Genomic DNA, 21,365 nt, shown 5'->3' on the forward strand with positions numbered 1-21,365 from the left:
TATAGCTATTGCTAAACTTAGTCAACAAAAAAGAAAGTTTTCTTTTGATCCTCATCATATATGTGGATGTTTTTTGTAACTACGGTATTGTCTGACGCAACTTCAATGGTGTAATCACCATTTTCAAGGTCGGTTAAAACATAACCTTTTGAAGCCACAGCTTTATTTGGCAAAAAGTCTTTTATTAATAGATGGCTGTTATTGTCATACACTTTTACTACTGATTTACCGGCGTCAGCCTTTACCACATTTACTGCAACACCACGGCCTTGCTTCATCGCAGATAATGTTATAACGGGTTTTGATCCTTCGGTAAGTGTTTTAGCTGTTGCAGCTGTTGCAGCTGTTGCACCAAAAATGCCTGCGCTTAATAACAAAAGTAATGCTGATAATTTGATTGAATTTTTCATGATCTTTTCGATTTTAAATATTGTTTTTGAATTTTGTTTTCTGTTTCAATATTCAAATCAACAACATCTTTCAGCATCAAAAAAATGCAATAGACGGCGGTTATATAATTATAGACCAAGAACTTATTTCAATCGGTAAACCTGCATATAAACACTAATAATCAACCAATTAACCTTTCATAGCATAATATCCGGCTTTCATCGGCGTGTTTTTGACTTTCGTCGGTAATAAATGACGATCTCCCCTAATCCATCCCGATCGGCGATCCGTCGGGCATATTCAACACTGCTGCCGGCTGAAACTTATCAGGATTTCGCTCGAACTGGCTGATCTGCGACAAACCGAACAATAAATTGGCTTTACGACTGTCAGTTGCGGCATTCAAATTCGTTTGCATCCATTTTTTTAACTCATCAATCTGCAACAGGGCAATACTGCGTACACTTTCTGATGCTTTGGTATTAGCAGCCAGGGTGAGGATCTGTTTTAGCGTTAAGTTATTCACCAATCGTTGTAGTTCGCCTTTATAACCGGTTGGCTGCGGGGCTTTCCAGGTTTGGGCCACCAGTTTATTCAATATAGGCAACAAACCCGGCTGTGTATTATCGCGCGATTGATATTCAATCAGCCTTGCTGCCCGCTCTGGTTGCAGCATAAACGATAGCGTTGCGCCCGCAGCCGATTCTGCAGCCGCCATCGGGTCGAAAGTTAAGCCAGTATGCGATTTAAAGGTTTCCCTTGTACGTGGATAACCAATAGGCCGTGGCGGTATTTTTTCTATCAGTTTTTCGGGCAGGGCAAGGGCATCAGGGCTTATGGTGCCCATCAGCGCGGCAAAAGCTTTCCATTGCTCTGCTGGCGGCACAAATTTAGTGATGATCTGTCCATCGTTCTTTAAAGCGAAGGTATAATACAAACCGCCCAGCATTTTTGAAGCGGCCTCAGCCTGGAAACGATGGATCAAATACATTGGCACCAATACTTCTTCCAGCGTAGCCATAGGCGCATCCTGGCGAATTGCCTTTTCAGAAAAATTATCCAATACGTGTTTACGCAGCACCATTATTCTATTCAACTCATCAGCGGCATTGGTACCGCTATCCCATAAGTGTGCCTGCGGATGTGCGCTGCCTGCGGGGCGGGCGTCATCATCAGATATAAATAAAAAGCCTTGTTTAATGGTTTCGGTGACGATGCCTTTTAAGGCTTCGTCCTCGTTCGTTCCGGTCGCAAAATCCTGGTAGCCGTAAAGGATGGCTCGTTTGTCATACTCGCCTATCTCCTTACGGTATGCCTTGCTCAGGTCGATAGTGCCATCGGCATTTAAACTAACCACCGCCGGCGGGTAATCCATTACAGATGCCCTGCCATTAACACTGGCTGTAAAATTATGCTGCAGGCCCAGCGTATGCCCAACTTCATGCGCCGCAAGCTGCCTTAAACGCGCAAGGGCAAGCTGCAACATTTTATCACTTACCGGTTTGCCATCCTCATAAGGCTGTACCAATCCCTCGGCAATTAAAAAATCCTGCCTGTCGCGCAGCGAACCGAGCGAAACCTGGCCTTTAATGATCTCGCCGGTACGCGGGTCGGTAATTCCGCTGCCGTATGACCATCCCCGGGTAGAGCGGTGGATCCACTGAATAATATTATACCTGATATCCATCGGATCGGCATCTTCGGGCAACAGTTTTACCTGGAAAGCATTTTTATAGCCTGCTGCCTCAAAAGCCTGGTTCCACCAGCCGGCACCTTCCATCAGGGCGCTGCGTACAGGCTCGGGGGCGCCGCGGTCAACATAATAAACAATGGGCTTCACCGGCTCGCTCATAGCAGCCGCAGGGTCCTTTTTCACGAGCCGATGACGACTTAGCAGCCTTTTCATAATCGGCTGATCTATGGGCGTAGCATAATCCATGTATTCCACATTATAATACCCGGAGCGGGGATCGAATTTGCGCAGCTTATAGTTGCCATCGGGCAGTTTTATAAAAGACTGGTGCATCCGTACCGTAACCGAATTTGGGTCTGGCGTTACAGAGCTTATCTCGGTCCCCTTTGCCTTGCCGGTAAGGGTTATGGTAGCCTCAAACTCAGAATTATCGGGAAAGCTTTTGGTATTGGGCAGATATACTGCCGAGCGGCTTTCATCAAAGCCGAAGCTTCCCTGGTTATTATCGTTCAGCCTATCGGCTATTTTATGGTTATCACGTAGCAAAAAGGGCGTAAAATCTATCAGTACCCTATTCCCGTCCTGTGCTACAGCTGTAAATCCCCAGATGGCCGATTGCGCGAAGGCTTCGGCAACAGATTTACGTTCATCGGCATTATCACTAATTGCGCGGTAGCTGTAATTGGGTTGCATCAATAATACCTTAGGGCCGCTTTTCACAAATTTTACAATCCGGCTATCACCAATCTGGCCGCGATCCAAACCCAGGTCATTTGAACCAACGCCTGCAGGTAAAGAGTTTACGTAAAGAAATTCCTGGTCTAACTTATCTATCTCCAAAAAAATCTTCCCGGTTTTTTCATCCCAATAAAAATTAAAATACCCGGTGTATTTGGTAAAGCCCTTAATTTTGGCTTCTATTTCATCTGCCTTTTGGGCTTTAACATTAAAAAAGGAAAAAGAAAGGAGAAATAAGAGGAAGTAAACTTTTTTCATAGGTGCCAACTTATTGTTAAGCCCTAAAATAGGTATAAAAACAGAAAGGAGGTAAAAATTACCCCCTCTCTGTCATTTTATAAAATCAGCATTAATTATTTCATCCTTTTTTGGATCGCTTCAATTTCGGCTAAATGACTTTTTATAACAGGTAAGGTTTTTTCTGCAAATGCTTTTAGGTCGGCATCTTTGCAATTTTTAGCGGCATCTTCAAACATCGATTTTACTTTTTTATGGCCATCTACCATAGCATCTACATAAGCTTTATCGAAGTCGGCACCTGTCTTTGCAGCAAGATCGGCTTTCTTTTTTTGGTGATCGGCATCAGGTTCAGTTGGTAAAGTAATGTTTTTTTGCTTTGCAATAGCAATAAGCTCATCGTTTGCTTTGGTATGGTCGGTAACCATCATGGCACCAAACGCCTTTACCTTGGCATTCATAGCTTTTTCGCCGGCCAATTGTCCCAAAGCCACTTCGGCCAGGCCGCCGTTTGCCGCATCTGTAGCAAATTTTGCATCATTTTCATCAACAGCTATACCATGTGCACCGGTAATGCCTGCTGTGTCGGTTGCTGCCATTGTTGATGAATCTTTAACTGCATTTGTACTGTCGGCAGCATCTTTACTGTCTTTGGCACCGCCGCATGATTGGAACGACATGGCGGCAATTGCCAACATCGCTATTAAACTTAACTTTTTCATAGTAGTGATTTATATTGTTTTTATAGGCAACAAATTTCACTGAGATAAGTTTTATTTTCTTAATTGTAAAATATATTAATTTAGTATTGGAACATTCGTTCCTCCCCATAGCGATGGGTTTGAAACCCATCGTTATGGGGAACGGTGTTTGTTAATTTCCCAAAAGTCTTACCTGGCCTTAATCTCTTTGATTTCATCGGCAAACGATCTATTCATATGATGTTTTTCTTGCTAATAGATATACCTTCTAACCCGTTTCAAATTATCCGGGCTGACAGAAAATGCAGCAAATCCATCAATATAAGAAGATATCGGTTCCTCCCAATAACGATGGGTTTAAAACCCATCGTTATTGGGAACGGTGTTTGTTAATTTTCCAAAAGCCTTATTCCAGCCTTAATCTCTTTGATTTCATCAGTAAAAGATTTATTCATATGATGTTTTTCCTGATTATAGATGTACCTTCTAACCCTTTTTAAATTATCCGGACTAACAGAAAATGCAGCAAACCCATCTTGCCAACTCACATATTTATCAGGATCATCCTTGAAGTTCTCCCATGAATTTCCTTTAATGGTTTTAACAACGTCAGCAACACATTGATCTGTACGTAACCTAACCAGCAAATGAACATGATCGGCAACTCCGTTTATACAATCGAGATAGATCTCGTGCTCGTTAGTTATGAGCTTGATTGCCTTATAAACTTCAGCTTTTAAGGCAGGGTGCAAAATTGGCTCCCTGTTTTTTGTAGACCATATGATATGAACCCACAGTGCAGAATAGCTTTGAGGCATAGTGATTATCGGTTTAAGTTTAATATCATAGCCCTCACCATAGCGATGGGTTTGAAACCCATCGCTATGGTGAGGGCTATGAGGAATACATCGTTATTTCTTTACCATCCTCTTCACAATCTCATCAGCTGTTAATTTTTCCTGCACGCCGCTGGCCATATCTTTAAAGGTTAACAGGCCGCTTTGTATTTCATCGCCCCCGATTACTACTGTATAGGGGATGTTTTTGTTATTGGCATAGTCCAGTTGCTTTTTAATTTTGGCTCCTGACGGGTAGAGTTCTGTATTGATATCCTGACTGCGGAGCTGCTGCAACAAAGGCAGGGCATAAGTTTCGCCTTCCTTATCGAAGTTACAGATGAGCACCTGGGTGCTTTGGTTTGCCGCGGTTGGGAAAAGGTTTAATTCTTCCAGCACATCGTAGATCCTGTCGGCACCGAAAGAGATGCCTACACCTGTAAGACCTTTTAAACCAAACATACCGGTAAGGTCGTCATAACGGCCACCGCCTCCGATGCTGCCCATGGCTGCTTCGTTGGTTTTAACCTCAAAAATGGCGCCTGTGTAATAGTTTAAGCCGCGGGCAAGGGTTATATCCAGTTCAAGCTTTGCGGTTTGCAGCGGGCAGCTTTCTATGTATTTAAAAACCGTTTCTATCTCTTCGCAACCTTTGAGCCCGGTTGCTGATGAGGCCAAGGCTTCGCGCAGGCTTTGCAACTTTTCGCTGTTGGAGCCCTCCAGTAAAATAACTGGTTTTATTTTTTCTATGTCGGCCTCCGTAAAGCCACGCTCTAATAGTTCTTTTATAACACCGTCCAGGCCGATTTTATCCAGTTTGTCAATAGCAACGGTAAGATCAATAATGTTATCAGCCTTATCAATGATCTGGGCAATGCCCGACAGGATTTTGCGGTTATTGATCTTGATGGTAAAATCCTTCAGGCCCAATTTGCCCAAAGCCTCATCATAAATCAATACAAACTCGGCTTCGTTCAGTAATGAGTCGGAGCCAACCACATCGGCATCACATTGGTAAAATTCCCTATAACGGCCGCGCTGCGGTCTGTCGGCGCGCCAAACCGGCTGCACCTGGAAACGCTTGAACGGGAAAGTGATCTCGTTCTGGTGTTGTACTACGTAACGGGCGAAAGGAACTGTAAGGTCGTAACGTAGGGCTTTTTCTGAGAGGCTTTGAAGAATTTCATTACGCTCTTTATTCAAAGAAACATATTTAGGCATGTCAGAAATATGAATTGCATCATGTCCTTTAAAGGGCGTAGATATTTTTTTTACGTCTTTGAGAACTTCCGCCTCCCAAAGCTTCTCCCCACTATTTAAAATTCTAAAAATCAACTTATCCCCCTCTTCTCCATATTTACCCAACAATGTCGACGAGTTTTCCATGGTAGGAGTTTCTATCTGCTGGTAGCCGTATTTACGGAAAACACTTTTAATAGTATCGAAAATATAGTTACGTTTCACCATTTCTACAGGTGAAAAATCGCGGGTTCCTTTAGGTACGGATGGTTTGATGGATGCCATGCGGCAAATGTACAAAAAAGCAAATTATGCGTTTTGTAAATCTGGTGCGTGTTGCCGGTTGCGGGCGGCCGGGAAAAACGTCAAAAAAAGCTATTTTAAAGCACCTTAAAAACATACACCGTTGGCATACCTTTGGTGCACCTTTCAGCCACTTTTGGCGCACCTTTGCGTTACCTTACAAGCTCCTTCCGTTGCCTTTTGTCGCACCTTTTATTTTTGACATCCAACCATAACAAGCTGTAAATAAATAGATTATGTATTTATTTTTCTTTTTTGAATATTTGTCAGTTTCAAAAAGAAACAAATATGGCCAACTGAAAACCGGCTGTAGCGCTTGCATACAAATTTACAAAAAAAACAAAAAAATTCCAAGCAAAGCAATGGCTTTAAAATACAGCGATGCAGGTAATTGAACATGCCATCAACCCCTGCCTTTAAAACCCCTAACCTGCCGACACCCATTAATATTACGTTGGCAAACCCGCACATCCCCTTTATATGACACTCTTTTTACCTTATACAATTCCTACCAATCACCAATTAATATATTTTTGAAAACCATGAATATTATCACCCAAACGCCCCGCCTGCTGATACGTGAATTTATTGCTGCCGACGAACAACTTTCGCTTTTGATGGATGAGGACGAACGCCTTACCCAATATGTAAAAAAACGTACCCCGGCAGAAAGCAAGCAGGTTTTTAAGGATACGCTTAGGGATTATAAAAACAAAACGGGCCTGGGTCGCTGGGGAATATTTAATGCGACCGACAATGATTTCATAGGTGTATGCATGTTGAGACCCAGCGAATCTGACAGCAATAGTATTGAATTGGGTTACCGGTTGCACCTCAAATACTGGGGCCAGGGGATCGCTACCGAACTTACTATAGCTTTGGTTAATTATGGTTTAAATAAAGTTGGCCTGGTGGAGATTTGCGCAGTAACACATCCCCATAACCTTGCATCACAAAAGGTTTTAACTAAAGCCGGGTTTGAGCGCCGCGGTGAAGCTTTTTGGTATGGAGAGGATCTGCCGTTTTTTAGGGTGACGAGCCCCTCCTAAATCCTCCCCGGTAGGGAGGACTTTAAAAAACTTGCAAATCAAAAGTCTCCCCTTCCGGGGGAGATTTAGAGGGGGCTACTTTGTCAATGCCCTGATAATATCCTTACAGCCGCCTTCAATCAGTGTAAAAACAGGCTCAAACAGGGTATCATCATGATACGGATCGGGTACTATTTTGTCGCCCAATAACAGCTTTACTTTTTGGGCCTGTTCATCATTACCAGCCATATCGAGGACATCGCCCAGGTTGTATTTATCCATCACAAATATGTGATCGAACTCCTCAAAATCACTTTGCCTGAATAACCGGCAAACCTGGTTGCTGATATCGATACCATGATTACGCGCAGTGCGGGTCGACCGCCTGTCGGGCCCCTCGCCTACATGCCAGTTACCGGTCCCTGCCGAATCAATTTCCCATCCAAGGCCCTGTTCATTGCTCAGGTGCTGCATAATCCCCTCGGCCAGCGGCGAACGGCAGATATTGCCGAGGCAAACCATTAGTATTTTCATTCTCTTTAAGGTAAAGGGTGAAAGGTAAAAGGCGAAAGGTTTTTTGGATCAGACTTGCCTAACCTTTTGCCTTTAACCTTTTACCTTTCGCCTCCAAAATCAACCAAATATCTGATTCAACACTCCTGCCAAACGTACGCCTGCTTTAAGCAATTGCTGGTTAAGGGTGCCTATGTGGCTAAAATTGTATTTGTAGTTCAGGTTATCGCCTGGTTTAATGTCGGCATAAAATTTTTCGGCCAGCTGGTTGCTTTCAAAAAGCCATTTGCTAATCGGGTCTTTTTGCAGGGTAGCACGTTGCGCAGCCGTGGTGTGGTTTATCCATGCAGCGTATTCGGTATAGCTTAATTGCTGATTATCTATCAGCTGGCTATCCCAAACCGAATGCAGGTTGCCATCCTTGCCAAACCACTGTACTTTAAAATCGTTGCCGCCCTTATCGCTGGTATGGCCTGTATGAAAAGGCTGATGAACATCCTCCACAATATGAATCAGCATACGCAGGTAAAGCAATTTGTTGGTTTTGGTGGTAGTTTTTTTCTTTAGTTCGACAATCAAAAAATTCATTTTGGTGTAAGCGTCTGTAGCCGTGTCTGCTTTTAAATAGGTTTGCAGCTCGGGGTAGGTATAAGCCTTATCCATGTCGATAAAATGCCAGTTGTACAGGTAGCCGTAAGCCGGATCTGATTTAATAAAATCGGCCCAGTTGCTGGTAATAGCGATTGATTCGTTACCTAAGATGGCCTGGATAGCCTTGCGTGCTTTTGGGGTTAAATAGCTATCTGCTATCTGCCCGCAAATACGGTGACCGTTGGTTCCCCATGCCATGCCTTGCAATGGGATGTAGCATACAGCTACAAAAAGGATGATCTTTTTGAAAAAGTTAGTGCTCATTTTCATAGTGGTTTTGGGATGCAACTTGTTCTTTTAATTAAACGCGCGTAAATGGGTATTACATTGGATGTACTGGTAAATTCAATTAAAGAGTCCGCCTTTTGCTTCACCTTATAAAACTCCTCGTAATCACCATAGCGGAAACAGCTTTTCTCGTCCTTATAACTGCCATCAGCATTGCAAAACTGGCCTTTAAGGTGCAGCGTATCCTGCTTTTGCACATAGGTACCGCGGATGTACTCGGTCCAATGGCCGCTGTTCATGCAGGTATCGGCCCCATAATTTACTTTGCTTACGGTGCTTATCTTCATCAAAAAAGAATCGCAGCTGAATTTAAGATCGTACAGCGAATAAGTAACCAGTTTTTTTTGCGCCGGTACGGTATCCTGCCGCCACTCACCCTGCAAATATTTAACACCCGGTTTTTGAACGTCGGGATTCATGGAGCAGGAGCTAAAAGCCGAAAGCAGAAGGCCGAAAGCAGTAAGGCTAATTTTTGAGCGGAAAGCAGGAGGCGAAGGGTAAAAGTTTTTTTTGCTGAAAGCCAAAGGCTGAAAGCTGAAAGCCTTTTTTGAGGTGAAAGCTGAAAGGTAAAAGCTAAAGGGTTTTGGCATACAATTGCTAATCAAAGCAGTAAATAAAAAGCCCCTCGCCTTTAGGAGAGGGGTTTGGGGTGAGGCTTATAAACTACCTATCATATTTTCGGGCCTAACCCATTGGTCAAACTGTTCGTTGGTTAACAAACCTAAACCAATGGCGGCTTCGCGTAACGATTTATTTTCTTTTAAAGCAGTCTTAGCAATTTTGGCTGCGTTTTCATAGCCTATATGCGGATTAAGCGCGGTTACCAGCATCAGCGAGTTTTCCAGGTGCTTTTTGATGCCATCGTAATTTGGTTGGATACCAACCGCACAATGATCATTAAACGATACGCAGGCATCACCAATTAACCTTGCCGATTGCAGGAAATTGGCAGCCATAACCGGTTTAAATACGTTAAGCTCATAATGACCGTTGGATCCGCCGATAGAGATGGTTACATCGTTACCCATCACCTGTGCAGCTACCATGGTAACGGCCTCGTTTTGGGTTGGGTTAACCTTGCCCGGCATAATGGATGAACCCGGTTCGTTATCGGGAATATGGATCTCGCCAATACCAGAACGCGGACCCGAAGCCAGCATCCTGATATCATTGGCTATCTTCATTAATGATACAGCTATCTGTTTCAAAGCACCATGGCTTTCCACAATGGCGTCATGAGCAGCCAGCGCTTCAAATTTATTTTCTGCGGTAATAAATGGCAGGCCGGTGAACTGGGCAATGTATTCGGCCACCTTAACATCATAGCCTTTTGGGGTGTTGATGCCGGTACCTACGGCTGTACCGCCAAGGGCAAGCTCAGATAAGTGATCTAAAGTATTACGCAGGGCTTTTAAACCGTGGTTTAGTTGTGATACGTAGCCAGAAAACTCCTGGCCTAAAGTAAGCGGCGTAGCATCCATTAAATGGGTACGGCCGATTTTCACTACCGATTTAAAGGCTTCAACCTTAGCCTGCAAAGTATCACGCAATTTTTCAATTCCCGGGACGGTTACATCCATCAGGATCTTATACGCCGCGATGTGCATGGCCGTTGGGTAAGTATCGTTTGATGATTGCGATTTATTCACATCATCATTGGGATGGATAAAGGTTTTGCCTTCGCCCAGTTTATTACCCTGTAACACGTGCGCACGGTTGGCCACCACCTCGTTCACGTTCATGTTTGATTGCGTGCCCGAACCTGTTTGCCAGATCACCAGCGGAAACTCTGATGCTAATGCACCTGTCAGTATTTCATCACAAACCTGTGCTATCAAGTCACGTTTTTCGGCAGATAGTACGCCAAGATCAGTATTGGTATAAGCGGCAGCTTTTTTCAGATAGGCAAACGCGTCAATGATCTCTTTTGGCATAGATGCCTCCGGACCAATTTTAAAATTGTTGCGTGAACGTTCTGTTTGTGCTCCCCAGTATTTATCGGCAGGTACCTGTACCTCGCCCATGGTATCGTGTTCGGTTCTGAAACTCATAGCATTAAATTTTGCAGGGGCAAAGTTATGTTTTTATCTGATGCGGGAGATGAGGAAATGGTAATCTTTTTGTGATGTGGGGGAGGCCTTTAAATAACGCCGACCACCAGCTGGATTACGATTTTTATACTCTATTCTGAATCAACAGGTAAATATTACGTTGGCCAAACGACTCGCTTGCGCCACCATTATTGTCAACGATCATTTGTATACTTGTTAGTGTTCCCCTTATTTTTTCAGCGGTGGCACGAGGCCATTTTTATTTCAATATCTCGGTCGAACCCAAAAACACTTCGTTATTTTTGGTGACAAGGTTAGCGGGTATCAGGCACGAGAGTGCGTACATTTTGCTGCCAATTAATATCATTCGCATCAATAACGTACTTTTATTGGTGTTTTCAGATGCGGACATGGTATAAGTGGTATAAGTATTCCACTTGCCTATTGTAACCCCCCCAAAGGTATAGTTTGGCTTTTTGGACGCTATACCCTTCCCCAATTGATCAGCAAATATTTGGGTATCTTTCATTGGGGCCAGAGTGGCCGAATCTAAATGGACCACAACTTGATAATCCATCACGGTAGTACTATATTTAACACTATCGTTTCCTTTGGCGAGATAGCTATCAAAGCCGTTCTTCTTCACTACCTGTGGTTCGACAGGGAATTTTACCGATAGTTTTTCGTCCAGCTTTTTAGTTACCCAATTAGTTTGGGCTTTAGCCGATGCCGCAAGCATCAGCACAAATAACGGCAGGTAGTAGAGTTTTTTCATCTTATTTACAGTGTAAACTAATTATTATCGATTTCATTTAATTTTTATAATATTAATAAAAAGCAGCTAAATATTACATTTTCAGATGCTATTTACGAGAGATTTATTTTATGAGGGCCACTTACTGGGTTTGATCAAGGATTGCAACAGTAAGTTTGATACTCAAAGTGCTACAGGTATTTTATTACAGTAAGTAAATTCGGTATAACTAAACTTTAATCCTTTTCGTTTTTCTGATGCAAAAATTGTTCTTTTTTGTATTGCTCCACATCCCATGCCATGTTACAACAATCTTTTACATAATATGTCAAAGGCTCCAGCCCAACTTGCGCTCTTCTTTTGTCAACATTATCCGGGTCCATTAATGGCATCATCATATACTTGTTGGTCTTTAAATTCCAGGATATCTGGCTTCCATAAATCTGTTTTCGCCCTTCTCTGAGTGCCACCCTGTCCTCCAATAAAGCAAGGCTGGCGGGGCTTAGCATTCTATTGTTGGTTGCTGCGCGTAACAAAGGAAGATACCTTTGCTGCGTTTTTAAATCCGAATGTTGTATGACCATAAATAACGTGTGCGTGCGTTCGGAACCCACAAGATTAGGATCTGGCCAACCGTAATTATCGATTATCCGAATAACCGTGAGGAGGTTGAGGGAATCGGTTTCATTGATTTTCCTTACCAAATGCTTCATCTGATCCGAATTTCCACCGTATGCTTCCCTGATATTGCCCATCTGAACCCTGTAAAACTGATCGTTCACTGAAATACTATCCAGCAAATTGATAGAGTTGTTGAATTTGATCTTGTTGTTCGAAAGAAACATCGCCTGAGCGGAAAGTTTATTCAATACGTCATCCATATATTTGACACCTTCGTTATCATATATAAATCCGTGACCACCAACTCTTACAGAATCGAAATCCCAGCCCTCAGCTTCACTTTTATGCTGCTTATAAACCAATTTAAGTTTACTAAAAGACATTAAGTCGTCGTCAATCGCATTAATTGAATGTAATGACCGTTTTTTAGTAATGTTTTTAAAATTGATTTTTTGATTATATAGTTTTGGATAACCGCTTATAGAAAAGAATGACTTAAATATTTTCTTTTTATTCGTGATAAACCAAAAGGTTGCTGATCCGCCATCTGACATACCACCTAAAAAGATATTTTGCTTGTCGATATTATATTTTTGCTTAACCTCTTTGATATCAATCAAAATATGCCCAAATGCATCAGGTTGTTTTACCCAACCAAAATCGTTTTTGGCAAAAGGGTATAAAACGATATAACCATATTTATTGGCTAAGGAAAATATCGGTTCTTTCGTTAATGCGTAACTATGATCACTAAAACCGGCTCTACCCGTAACACCACCGTGAAGAAAAACAATCAGCGGAGTTTTTACATCTGGTTGATAACTTTTAGGTACGTATACCCAATAAGGAACTTGTATTGATTTAGTGTTAGACATATATAACGCGAAGCCAGCCGAAGCCTTGCAATATGTACCTCTTGTTCTTAAACTGATTTCATTGCTATTCAATTGCCTAATCCAGTTGATTTTTTCTGTCGAATCAATCGCCGACTGTCCAAATGCATTTATATTTACCAACAAAGTGGCTACTACAAGTGTTGCATTCAAGATTTTCATCCTTTATTAATTTAAAGTCCGGTTGTGGGAAGCGATCAAATTAGGAATAATTTTTCTCAAAACGAGTGTAAGCCGGATTTCAATTTTACTTTGGATATAGGCGCATCCTGAAAGTTGGCGAGTCATTTGGATAATCGATAATGATGGTTTCTGGTTCAGGTTTGTCCATATACAAATATTATAAAAAAATCGTTAGGCGCGGCGTATCTAAATACATTGAAATTTCATGCTGTAGCCTGACCGGAACAAAGTAGTACGGGCATTAATCACACGCTATTACTGTAAGATCTCCCGAACTTTAGAAATATAGGACCTCCCGATTGGGATTTTCTTATCACCTATAATTATCTCACTGTTGTTATGCCTTTCAATCTTATTTAAAGCAACAATAAATGACCGGTGTACCCTTGCAAACAAAACTTCAGGCAGTTTGCTTTGCAGATCTGAAATTGACAAATAGGTTTTATAAGTCCCGTTCATCGTAAAAATAACAAGATAATTGCCTTGTGCCTCAACATAGCATATATCGTTAAAGTTCATCTTTACCATTCGGCGTTCGCATTTAACAAACAGGAACGTATCTCCATCCTTAGAGGCCATTAATAAATTCTTCTCACCAATATTTTTTTCAGTCTCAATTTGCAGCGCCCTTACCTTTTCTGAATTTAAAAGCTGGTATAATTTAATACAAAAAGGAATTGTGAGCACAAATTGAAGCTTAACACAATTATATAAAAACGGAGCAATACTCAATAGGGGTTCTTTTGTCCAGCTGATTAAAAAATATCTGAGTATAATGTAATTATCTATCAGGCGTAACATCAACGCGAACAACGCCACCAATAAAACATACACAACTATAAAACGGATAATTTTTTGATGGAAAAGTAAATCTGCCATCAGGGTTTCTACAACTATTGCAACAAAAACCACTTTTGGGATCAAACTAAAAAACTCGTTTCTAAAAACCGTCAAAAAGTCCCCTTCTGTAAGCCCCTGCAGTATCGTAAATAACAACAAGTAGCATATCCAGTACAGGAAATACAATTCAATTTTTTTCAATTTTCTGTTAACGATGAAATCCGGCACGTTTTAAAAGTAATAAAATTAGCGAGGTCGCCATAAAAGTAATACGCATTTACTTGAAAGCTAAACCATATCATACGTCGTTCGCCCTCTTTTTTTTGCTGTCTGCATCAAAAATTTGCTATGTGTAAGTCAACATTTACTTTGCTCCCTCCAATTAATCAATTCCATTTAAACCATCATGAAGAAAAATCTTTTAACCTTTTTATTTATTACCGTACTTGGATATTTAAATCTGTATGGGCAGCAAACCAACATCTATCCTACCAATTGGTGGGTTGGCATGAAAATGAACCACATTCAATTATTAATCAGGAGCGAGAACAAAGCTTTATCTCAGCAAAAAATCAAAATCAATTACCCCGGTATTACCCTGCTCCAAACTCACCATTTCCCTAACTTAAAATATACAGCCATTGATATCCTTATCAGCCCTGCCACAAAGCCGGGATCAGTAAACATCATTTTTGGAGATGGCGTTAACTCCACGGTAATATCATGGCCTTTATTGGTAAAACCGCCGGGCAACGGCAGCCACTATGCGCAGGGGGTAACTTCGGGCGATTTTATAGATCTGCTGCTAACAGACCGGTTTAGTAATGGCGATACAAAAAATGATAGAGTACCGGGAATGAGGGACCAATCACTGAACCGCGATTCGATGTACTTAAGACATGGCGGCGACTTTCAGGGTATATTAAATCATATCGACTATTTTAAAAGTCTTGGCGTAACCGCTTTATGGCTTACCCCGGTAATGGAAAACGACATGCCCAACCGTACCGAACACGGCTATGCCATTACCGATCACTATAAAATTGATCCCCGATATGGAAACGCCTCTCTTTATACCGAATTAAGTAATACACTGCATAAAAACGGCATGAAGCTGATCATGGATGTTGTATATAATCATACCGGGCTTTACCATTTTTTAGAACAAGATCCACCAGCAACAGACTGGATGCACCGGTGGCCCCAATTTACCCAGACGAATTACAGGGAACAAACCCAGTTTGACCCGTACGCAGCACCATCAGATAAAAAGAAAATGACAGATGGCTGGTTTACCGCCGAAATGCCGGATGTTAATCAATCTAACCCGTTTATGGCAAACTATATGATACAAAATATTATCTGGTATGTACAAAACTTTGGAATTGATGGTATAAGAATAGATACCTATACCTACAACGACATGAATTTTGCCAACCGATGTAACCAGGCCATTATGGACGAATTTCCTAAGCTTACTTTATTTGGCGAAACACGGGTATTTGGTGTTGCCAATCAATCGTATTTTAACCAGAACAATTTTAATTTGCCTTTCAAAAGCAATTTACAAGGTTCGGTGGATTTTCAATGCCTGTATTTTGGCATTATCCCTGCGTTGATGCAGCCATTTGATTGGACGGATGGAGTTAATAAATTGTATTATACCTTAAGCAGCGATTTTTTGAATAAAGATGCTACCCGTAATGTGCTTTTGTTGGATAACCACGATGAGCCCCGTTTTTTTTCGGTTGTGGGCGAGGATGTTGAAAAGCAGAAAATCGGCTATGAATGGTTATTAACCTGCAGGGGCGTTCCGCAGCTGTATTACGGTTCGGAGGTACTTTTAAAAGGCTTTACAAACCCCGATGGTTTGGTAAGGGCCGATTTTCCGGGCGGATGGGCCGGGGATAAAAAAAACGCTTTTACCGGCGAAGGTCTTACAACCGATGAACTCGCTGTTCAAAATATTGTTAAAAAACTTGGCACTTTCCGGAAAAACTCATCAGCATTAAAAACCGGAAAAATGATGCATTATATACCTGTTAACGGACTTTATGTTTATTTCAGATATGATGCCAAACAAACAATAATGTGCATTATGAACACCGCAAAAAAGGAAAATACAATTGATTTTGGCAAATACATTGAACGGACAGCAGGCTTTACCAAAGCCCAAAATGTAATTACCGGCGACTTGCTAAACACAACCGAAAAAGCAACTATACCGGCAATGCGTATGTGGGTTTTAGAATTGAGTAACTAAAATATATAATCGCCTTTCCTGGTAAAAAAAAGTTTATCTTACTTTGGCGTAACGTTCGCAGATAACTTTGTATCTGCGAACGTGATGCCAAATGCAGGCGCGATTGATTGTTATCATTATGAAAGGGCATTGAGTTGTAGGGTTTTTAAAATGCTGTATGCGCAGGCAACACTTTGTCACAATCTTATTCATTTTGCCTACCCTAACATTCAATTAATATGAATGGGGTATGTTGCCGGCCAAACATACTACCTGTTAATTAATTTGATATGACTTTTAACAATTACAAAAAAACAATCCGTACAGCGTTACTGGTTATCATTGTGGCATTCATTAGCAATGTAGCGTTAGCCCAGGCAAACCACACTAATCCATGGGCTGCTACCGAAGTTGGTGCACTGCCGCCAATAGCCAGCCTTACCAAAGGCGTTTGGTTAAAGGGCGAACTGCATGTACATTCCCGCCACAGTACCGAATCGTCCAACAACCCGATCAGCAAGATCATCGCCTTTTCTAAATCGGCAGGCATCGATTTCGTTGCCATTACCGACCACGATAACCATGTAAACGGTGACGTAGCCAACCATACCTGGGCCGACCCGGAGTTTAAATCAGACTCGGTATTGTTGCTGTATAGCGCCGAATGGACCACAACCCGCGGCCATGGCAATGCCTTCTCGGCTGTACCTTATGATCACCAGCGGTTATATGACGTTCGCGATCAGCGCGATGTGGTGGTAGGCGCGGTGAAAAAGCAGCTCGGCATCCATCTTTCGGCCAACCATCCAAGCGGGAAAGATCATTTCGGATATTCGTACGATATGGTTAATTCAATCGAGGTATGGAACTCGGCTATCTGGTCGAAAAATGCCAATGCCATCATGATCTGGGACGACATGCTGTCATCCGGTCGCAAGCTGACAGGCCGTGGCGGGAGCGATGCGCACCATGGCGTTCCGGATTCACCCGATAAGGAAACCAAGAACAGCTACCAGGCCAAGGCAAACTATGTTGGCACCCCAACAACCTGGGTATTTGCCACGTCGCGCACCTCGCAGGCTGTAATAGACGCGCTCACGAATGGACGGGTATCCATCAGCTCAAACCCATACGCACCACGTATTGAACTTTATGCAGACGTAAACCAGGATGGTAAAATGGATATGATGATGGGCGATAATACGAAAGCCACAGGCAAGCCTGTAAAATTCCGCGTTAAGCTCACCGGAAATATCCCCGCCGATGGCGAGTATACCATTAACGTGGTGAAAAATGGCAGCCCGTTTGGCAGCTTCAAAACCACCGGCAAAACGCCTGTGATTGAGTTTACCGATACCCCGGCTATACTTGAGCGGAGCTATTATCGTGTAGAAGTCCTGGGGACGCCTACACCCTACCCGCAGGTTCCCGGATCAATGGCGCTGAGCGGCAACATGGTTGGTTTGTCGAATCCGATATTCTTTAATTTTGATCCGAATTTTTGATCGAAACACGTTAGCTGATAAATAATTCTTTCATCCCTCGGGGTCACTTCATAATAGGGCTCCGGGGTACAAGATTTTGAAAGTAAAAAAGCAATTTAAAACTTTCCTTCTGCTTCTGCCAGGGCTTCTAAAGCTACGTGTTTTATCAAATTACCCTACGTGTTTCTTATTGCCAGATTTTTTTTGTTAATTTTGTAATACTAACAGCGCATTTAAGCTATGTATTCGGAAGCAAAAAAATTACATTTAATTGAGGAGATACTCAAAGTAAAAAGTGAATCAATTTGGATTGCATTGGAGAATGTATTAAAAAAAAATGCGCTGAAAACCGATACTGAAAAAACTAACATTTATGATTTTGTAGGTATTCTTTCGGACAAGGAAGCTGAAGCCATGAAAAATGCTATTGCGGAAGCCTGTGAAACAATAGATGAGAATGACTGGAAATAGTTGTTTTTTGGATACAAATATTGTCATTGAAGTTTTTTCAGGTAATAAAGCTATCGCTGATAAGATAAATGAAATTGGCGTCTTTTACATCTCATCAATTGTTTTAGGAGAATTATACATAGGTATAAATAGAGTTTCAAATAAACCAAAACATTTAAAGAAACTCGAAGCCTTCCTTAGTTTATGTACAGTAATCGATATAGACGCTAATACTTCACAGCATTACGGAGAAATTACTGCTGCACTTTTCAAAAAAGGTAAACCCATACCTTCAAACGATATATGGATTGCTGCAACTGCAAAACAGCATAATTTAATCCTGATTACACGTGATAAACATTTTCATGAGATTGAAGATATTCTTATTGAAAAATGGTGATGAGCTTTGAAGTTTAATCATAAGGTTCGATAAAAGAGGCTATTTTAAAATTTTCTTTCTGCTCCTATTACCCAGGCATCCAGCGCTTTGCGCTTATCCTCATTTTGCTGCAGCCATTGCTTACTCGCTTCCTTATTGCCGCTTAAACCCATCAGCCTGGCAAAGGCGGCCATATTATCAGTTTTACTTAACTGGTAAAAGAATCGGGCATAATAATGCCTGAAAAAATCGTTACCCGTTTGCTTCTCTGCTAACTGGCCCACGGCTTCAAATACAGCCTGTAATTGGTTCTCCAATAATTCAACAGCGGTTGAGCCGGGTTTTGCCCTGGCTATAGCCGCGTTCAAAGTTCTGTTCAGGGCAATGGTTGAGGGTTCGGCTTTGGCGTCTTCTGTTTTAAGCGTTCCGCCTTTTAAAATACTTTGCATATTGGTATAGGCTTCGTCGCTTCGCGGCCCATCAGGTTCAAGCAGTAAAAAACTACAAAGCCCCATTAAAGCTGCCGCCCGTTTATTTTGATGAAAAGTAACCAGGCCATAAAGCCGCTGGCTATTGGCATGTTTAGGATCGAGCCTGATAGCTTCAATTGCTGCCTGCTCTGCTTCGGCATACTGTTTGGCGCGGGAATAGGCTATCCCAAGGTTAAAATACAGTGGCTGGTAGTCGGGTTTAATTTTAAGTCCCTCCTTATAGGCATCAATGGCCTGCTGTGGTTGATGGCTACTATCATAAATTCCGCCTAAAAGTTCGTAGGCCGGTCCGGTGAAGTTACTATTCGCCTTTATTACCTTATTTAAATAAGGTATACCTTCTGTTCCCTTACCCGATGCATTCAAACTAAAAGCCAGCTGATAATTTGCCTGCGCATTTTCCGGATCGGTTGCTAAAACCTGCTTATATTTTTCAATCGCCCCTGCGTAATTATGCTCGTTGTTTAGTTGAATTCCTTGTTTTATTAGGGTAGCAACATCAGTCTCCTGTGCGTAAGCAGCTGCAGAAAACAGTAAAACTGGTATAATGAGGCGAATGGTTTTAATGAAATTCATACTTAAACATACAAAGAGATTTAACTAAAAGAAAAAAAATAAAAACTTTAATAGATACCTGATGTATAATTTCTAATTTTCGCTTTCGTTTAAGAGTGAGAAATTTACTTATGAAGTTACTGTATAAAAGCGTCCTTTCGTTTACTACCGCCCTGCTGATTTTAACAGCCTGTTCATCAAAAAATAAAAACAAAAACCAGGACGTTAACCACGTTACCGGCAAACCTTTAGATACCACCGCCCTACTTGCCTACAACCCAAAACAAGCTGATAAAAAGATAGATGCGGTGATGCAGGAGCTGCACCGTACCCGTGGTTTTAACGGCAATGTGCTTGTAGCCAAAAAAGGCAAAATAGTTTATGAGAAGGCCATAGGTTGGGCCGATTATCTGCACCGCGACAGCCTTAAGCTAAGCTACCAGTTTGAGCTGGCCTCGGTAACAAAAACCATGACATCTACCGGCATATTGATGCTGATGGAGCGCGGCAAGCTTAGCCTTGATGATAATGTAAAGAAATTCTTTCCTGATTTCCCTTATGATGGGGTCACCATCCGCCTGTTGCTTACGCATCGCTCGGGTATGATGAATTACGTATATTTTGTTGACGATATATACCGCAGCCAGCATCTTAACCAAAGGAAAGGACTCTCCAATGCCGACGCCATGAAAATGATTGCCGACTATAAACCACGACCATTTAATGTGCCCAATAAAAGATTCCTTTACAACAATTCCAACTTTATGGTATTGGGTTCTATTATCGAAAAAGTGAGCGGCTTATCATACACGCAGTTCATGAAAGATAATGTATTTAAGCCTGCAAGCATGGCGCATACCAATGTTTATTCAAAAGCGGTATATGACAAAATCCCGGTGCATGTTATAGGGCATGACCGTGGTCAGTGGAGGTATTCTGTTGCACAAAACTTTTTGGATGGCCCGGTGGGTGATAAAGGAATTTACAGCACCGTTGGCGACCTGTTTTTATTTGACCGTGCTTTGCGCGCTGGCCTGCTATTAAAACAGGCTACCCTCGATTCGGCATATGTCCCCCGCAACCCTATGCTGCATGGCCACTTTAGCTATGGCTACGGCTGGCGTACATTTACCGCACCGGGCCAGGAGGTTATTTACCATACCGGCTGGTGGCATGGTTTCAGGCACATTTACCTGCGCGATATGAAAAACGATATCACGGTTGTACTGTTATCAAACTTAGCCAATGGCAGCCTGCTAAAACTCGACGATCTTTTTAAAGCCGCCGGTATGCCAGTTGTGCGTAAAAGCGCCTACAACGGCAATGGCGATACAAGTGATGATTAATGAGTGGTGAGTGGTGAGTGGTGAGTGGTAAGAATTGCCTTAAAACTATTTGGTTTTACAATTGTAAAATTTAAGTATCAATTCATTTAAACAATTGCACATCTGCATATTTGCACATCTGTAATTTGCACATCTAAAAATATTATGTTTGATAAATTAATGGAAGCCCAGCAAAAGGCTGGCGAATCAAAAAAACGCCTGGATGCCATCACTGTATCAGGCGCTGCCGAAGGTGGTAAAATTACGGTTACCGCCAATGCTAATAAAGTGGTACAATCGGTGCATATCGATAGTTCTTTTTTGGCCGATGCTGATAAAGAAGAACTGGAAGAATTACTGGTTGTGGCCTTTAACAAAGCCATGGAACAAGCCGATAATATAAGCCAGGCCGAAATGGCAGCCATGACCAAGGAAATGCTTGGCGGTATGGGCGGCTTAGGCAGCTTATTTGGCAAGTAA

Annotated in this window: 21 protein-coding genes; 8 read left to right on the forward strand and 13 right to left on the reverse strand. The window is 42.0% G+C overall.

The window, feature by feature from the left end; translation table 11 throughout:
- Positions 1 to 17: 17 nt before the first annotated feature.
- From AC1DO4_RS05025 to hisS, 5 genes are all read right to left on the reverse strand, one after another.
- Positions 18 to 410, reverse strand: coding sequence for a hypothetical protein (locus tag AC1DO4_RS05025; protein WP_477413549.1), 393 nt, complete (start codon positions 408 to 410; stop codon positions 18 to 20).
- Positions 411 to 655: 245 nt separating this feature from the next.
- A complete protein-coding gene (locus tag AC1DO4_RS05030) occupies positions 656 to 3,079 on the reverse strand; it encodes a zinc-dependent metalloprotease (RefSeq protein ID WP_477413551.1) in 2,424 nt (807 codons plus the stop codon).
- 95 nt (positions 3,080 to 3,174) lie between these two features.
- Complete coding sequence (locus tag AC1DO4_RS05035) at positions 3,175 to 3,780, reverse strand: DUF4142 domain-containing protein (protein WP_477413553.1); 606 nt, start codon at positions 3,778 to 3,780, stop codon at positions 3,175 to 3,177.
- Positions 3,781 to 4,148: 368 nt separating this feature from the next.
- Complete coding sequence (tnpA, locus tag AC1DO4_RS05040; protein WP_477413555.1) at positions 4,149 to 4,577, reverse strand: IS200/IS605 family transposase; 429 nt, start codon at positions 4,575 to 4,577, stop codon at positions 4,149 to 4,151.
- Positions 4,578 to 4,670: 93 nt separating this feature from the next.
- Positions 4,671 to 6,119 carry a histidine--tRNA ligase gene (gene hisS / locus AC1DO4_RS05045; RefSeq protein ID WP_477413557.1) on the reverse strand — a complete coding sequence of 483 codons (1,449 nt, stop codon included), beginning with the start codon at positions 6,117 to 6,119 and terminating at the stop codon, positions 4,671 to 4,673.
- Positions 6,120 to 6,145: 26 nt separating this feature from the next.
- On the opposite strand from hisS, the gene AC1DO4_RS05050 reads away from it, so the two are divergent.
- Positions 6,146 to 6,352: a hypothetical protein gene (locus AC1DO4_RS05050; protein ID WP_477413559.1), complete on the forward strand. Its 207-nt coding sequence runs from the start codon at positions 6,146 to 6,148 to the stop codon at positions 6,350 to 6,352.
- A gap of 327 nt (positions 6,353 to 6,679) precedes the next feature.
- Positions 6,680 to 7,186, forward strand: a complete 507-nt coding sequence (locus AC1DO4_RS05055) for a GNAT family N-acetyltransferase (RefSeq protein ID WP_477413561.1) — start codon at positions 6,680 to 6,682, stop codon at positions 7,184 to 7,186.
- A gap of 75 nt (positions 7,187 to 7,261) precedes the next feature.
- Here AC1DO4_RS05055 and AC1DO4_RS05060 read toward each other — a convergent pair whose 3' ends face one another.
- The 7 genes from AC1DO4_RS05060 to AC1DO4_RS05090 all read right to left on the reverse strand — a co-directional run bounded on the left by AC1DO4_RS05060 (position 7,262) and on the right by AC1DO4_RS05090 (position 14,160).
- Positions 7,262 to 7,699 (reverse strand): low molecular weight protein-tyrosine-phosphatase, encoded by a 438-nt coding sequence (locus AC1DO4_RS05060; protein ID WP_477413563.1) that lies wholly within the window; start codon positions 7,697 to 7,699, stop codon positions 7,262 to 7,264.
- A gap of 99 nt (positions 7,700 to 7,798) precedes the next feature.
- Positions 7,799 to 8,593, reverse strand: a complete 795-nt coding sequence (locus tag AC1DO4_RS05065) for a S1/P1 nuclease (protein WP_477413565.1) — start codon at positions 8,591 to 8,593, stop codon at positions 7,799 to 7,801.
- A 2-nt stretch (positions 8,594 to 8,595) separates the two neighbouring features.
- The gene (locus AC1DO4_RS05070) at positions 8,596 to 9,207 is read right to left on the reverse strand and encodes a fumarate hydratase (protein WP_477413567.1); all 612 of its coding nucleotides are present in this window, start codon (positions 9,205 to 9,207) and stop codon (positions 8,596 to 8,598) included.
- Between the two features lie 66 nt (positions 9,208 to 9,273).
- Entirely contained in the window at positions 9,274 to 10,668 is a 1,395-nt protein-coding gene (fumC, locus tag AC1DO4_RS05075) for a class II fumarate hydratase (RefSeq protein WP_477413569.1), read from the reverse strand.
- Positions 10,669 to 10,927: 259 nt separating this feature from the next.
- On the reverse strand, positions 10,928 to 11,443 hold the full coding sequence (locus AC1DO4_RS05080; RefSeq protein ID WP_477413571.1) for a hypothetical protein: 516 nt from the start codon (positions 11,441 to 11,443) through the stop codon (positions 10,928 to 10,930).
- Positions 11,444 to 11,658: 215 nt separating this feature from the next.
- The gene (locus AC1DO4_RS05085) at positions 11,659 to 13,098 is read right to left on the reverse strand and encodes a DUF6624 domain-containing protein (RefSeq protein ID WP_477413573.1); all 1,440 of its coding nucleotides are present in this window, start codon (positions 13,096 to 13,098) and stop codon (positions 11,659 to 11,661) included.
- Positions 13,099 to 13,374: 276 nt separating this feature from the next.
- On the reverse strand, positions 13,375 to 14,160 hold the full coding sequence (locus AC1DO4_RS05090) for a LytR/AlgR family response regulator transcription factor (protein ID WP_477413575.1): 786 nt from the start codon (positions 14,158 to 14,160) through the stop codon (positions 13,375 to 13,377).
- Positions 14,161 to 14,365: 205 nt separating this feature from the next.
- On the opposite strand from AC1DO4_RS05090, the gene AC1DO4_RS05095 reads away from it, so the two are divergent.
- The 4 genes from AC1DO4_RS05095 (at position 14,366) to AC1DO4_RS05110 (ending at position 18,535) form a co-directional block, all read left to right on the forward strand.
- Complete coding sequence (locus tag AC1DO4_RS05095; protein WP_477413577.1) at positions 14,366 to 16,222, forward strand: alpha-amylase family glycosyl hydrolase; 1,857 nt, start codon at positions 14,366 to 14,368, stop codon at positions 16,220 to 16,222.
- 269 nt (positions 16,223 to 16,491) lie between these two features.
- The gene (locus AC1DO4_RS05100) at positions 16,492 to 17,706 is read left to right on the forward strand and encodes a CehA/McbA family metallohydrolase (RefSeq protein ID WP_477413579.1); all 1,215 of its coding nucleotides are present in this window, start codon (positions 16,492 to 16,494) and stop codon (positions 17,704 to 17,706) included.
- A 219-nt stretch (positions 17,707 to 17,925) separates the two neighbouring features.
- Entirely contained in the window at positions 17,926 to 18,156 is a 231-nt protein-coding gene (locus AC1DO4_RS05105; protein ID WP_477413581.1) for a hypothetical protein, read from the forward strand.
- The gene (locus AC1DO4_RS05110; RefSeq protein ID WP_477413583.1) at positions 18,143 to 18,535 is read left to right on the forward strand and encodes a PIN domain-containing protein; all 393 of its coding nucleotides are present in this window, start codon (positions 18,143 to 18,145) and stop codon (positions 18,533 to 18,535) included. Before AC1DO4_RS05105 ends, AC1DO4_RS05110 begins: the two co-directional genes overlap by 14 nt.
- A gap of 44 nt (positions 18,536 to 18,579) precedes the next feature.
- On the opposite strand, the gene AC1DO4_RS05115 is transcribed toward AC1DO4_RS05110, so the two are convergent.
- Positions 18,580 to 19,581, reverse strand: a complete 1,002-nt coding sequence (locus AC1DO4_RS05115) for a tetratricopeptide repeat protein (protein WP_477413585.1) — start codon at positions 19,579 to 19,581, stop codon at positions 18,580 to 18,582.
- Positions 19,582 to 19,691: 110 nt separating this feature from the next.
- On the opposite strand from AC1DO4_RS05115, the gene AC1DO4_RS05120 reads away from it, so the two are divergent.
- Both AC1DO4_RS05120 and AC1DO4_RS05125 read left to right on the forward strand, forming a co-directional pair.
- Positions 19,692 to 20,906 carry a serine hydrolase domain-containing protein gene (locus AC1DO4_RS05120; RefSeq protein WP_477413587.1) on the forward strand — a complete coding sequence of 405 codons (1,215 nt, stop codon included), beginning with the start codon at positions 19,692 to 19,694 and terminating at the stop codon, positions 20,904 to 20,906.
- Between the two features lie 144 nt (positions 20,907 to 21,050).
- Positions 21,051 to 21,365, forward strand: a complete 315-nt coding sequence (locus AC1DO4_RS05125; RefSeq protein ID WP_477413589.1) for a YbaB/EbfC family nucleoid-associated protein — start codon at positions 21,051 to 21,053, stop codon at positions 21,363 to 21,365.

It is taken from the genome of Mucilaginibacter sp. P5_A6, assembly GCF_056400585.1.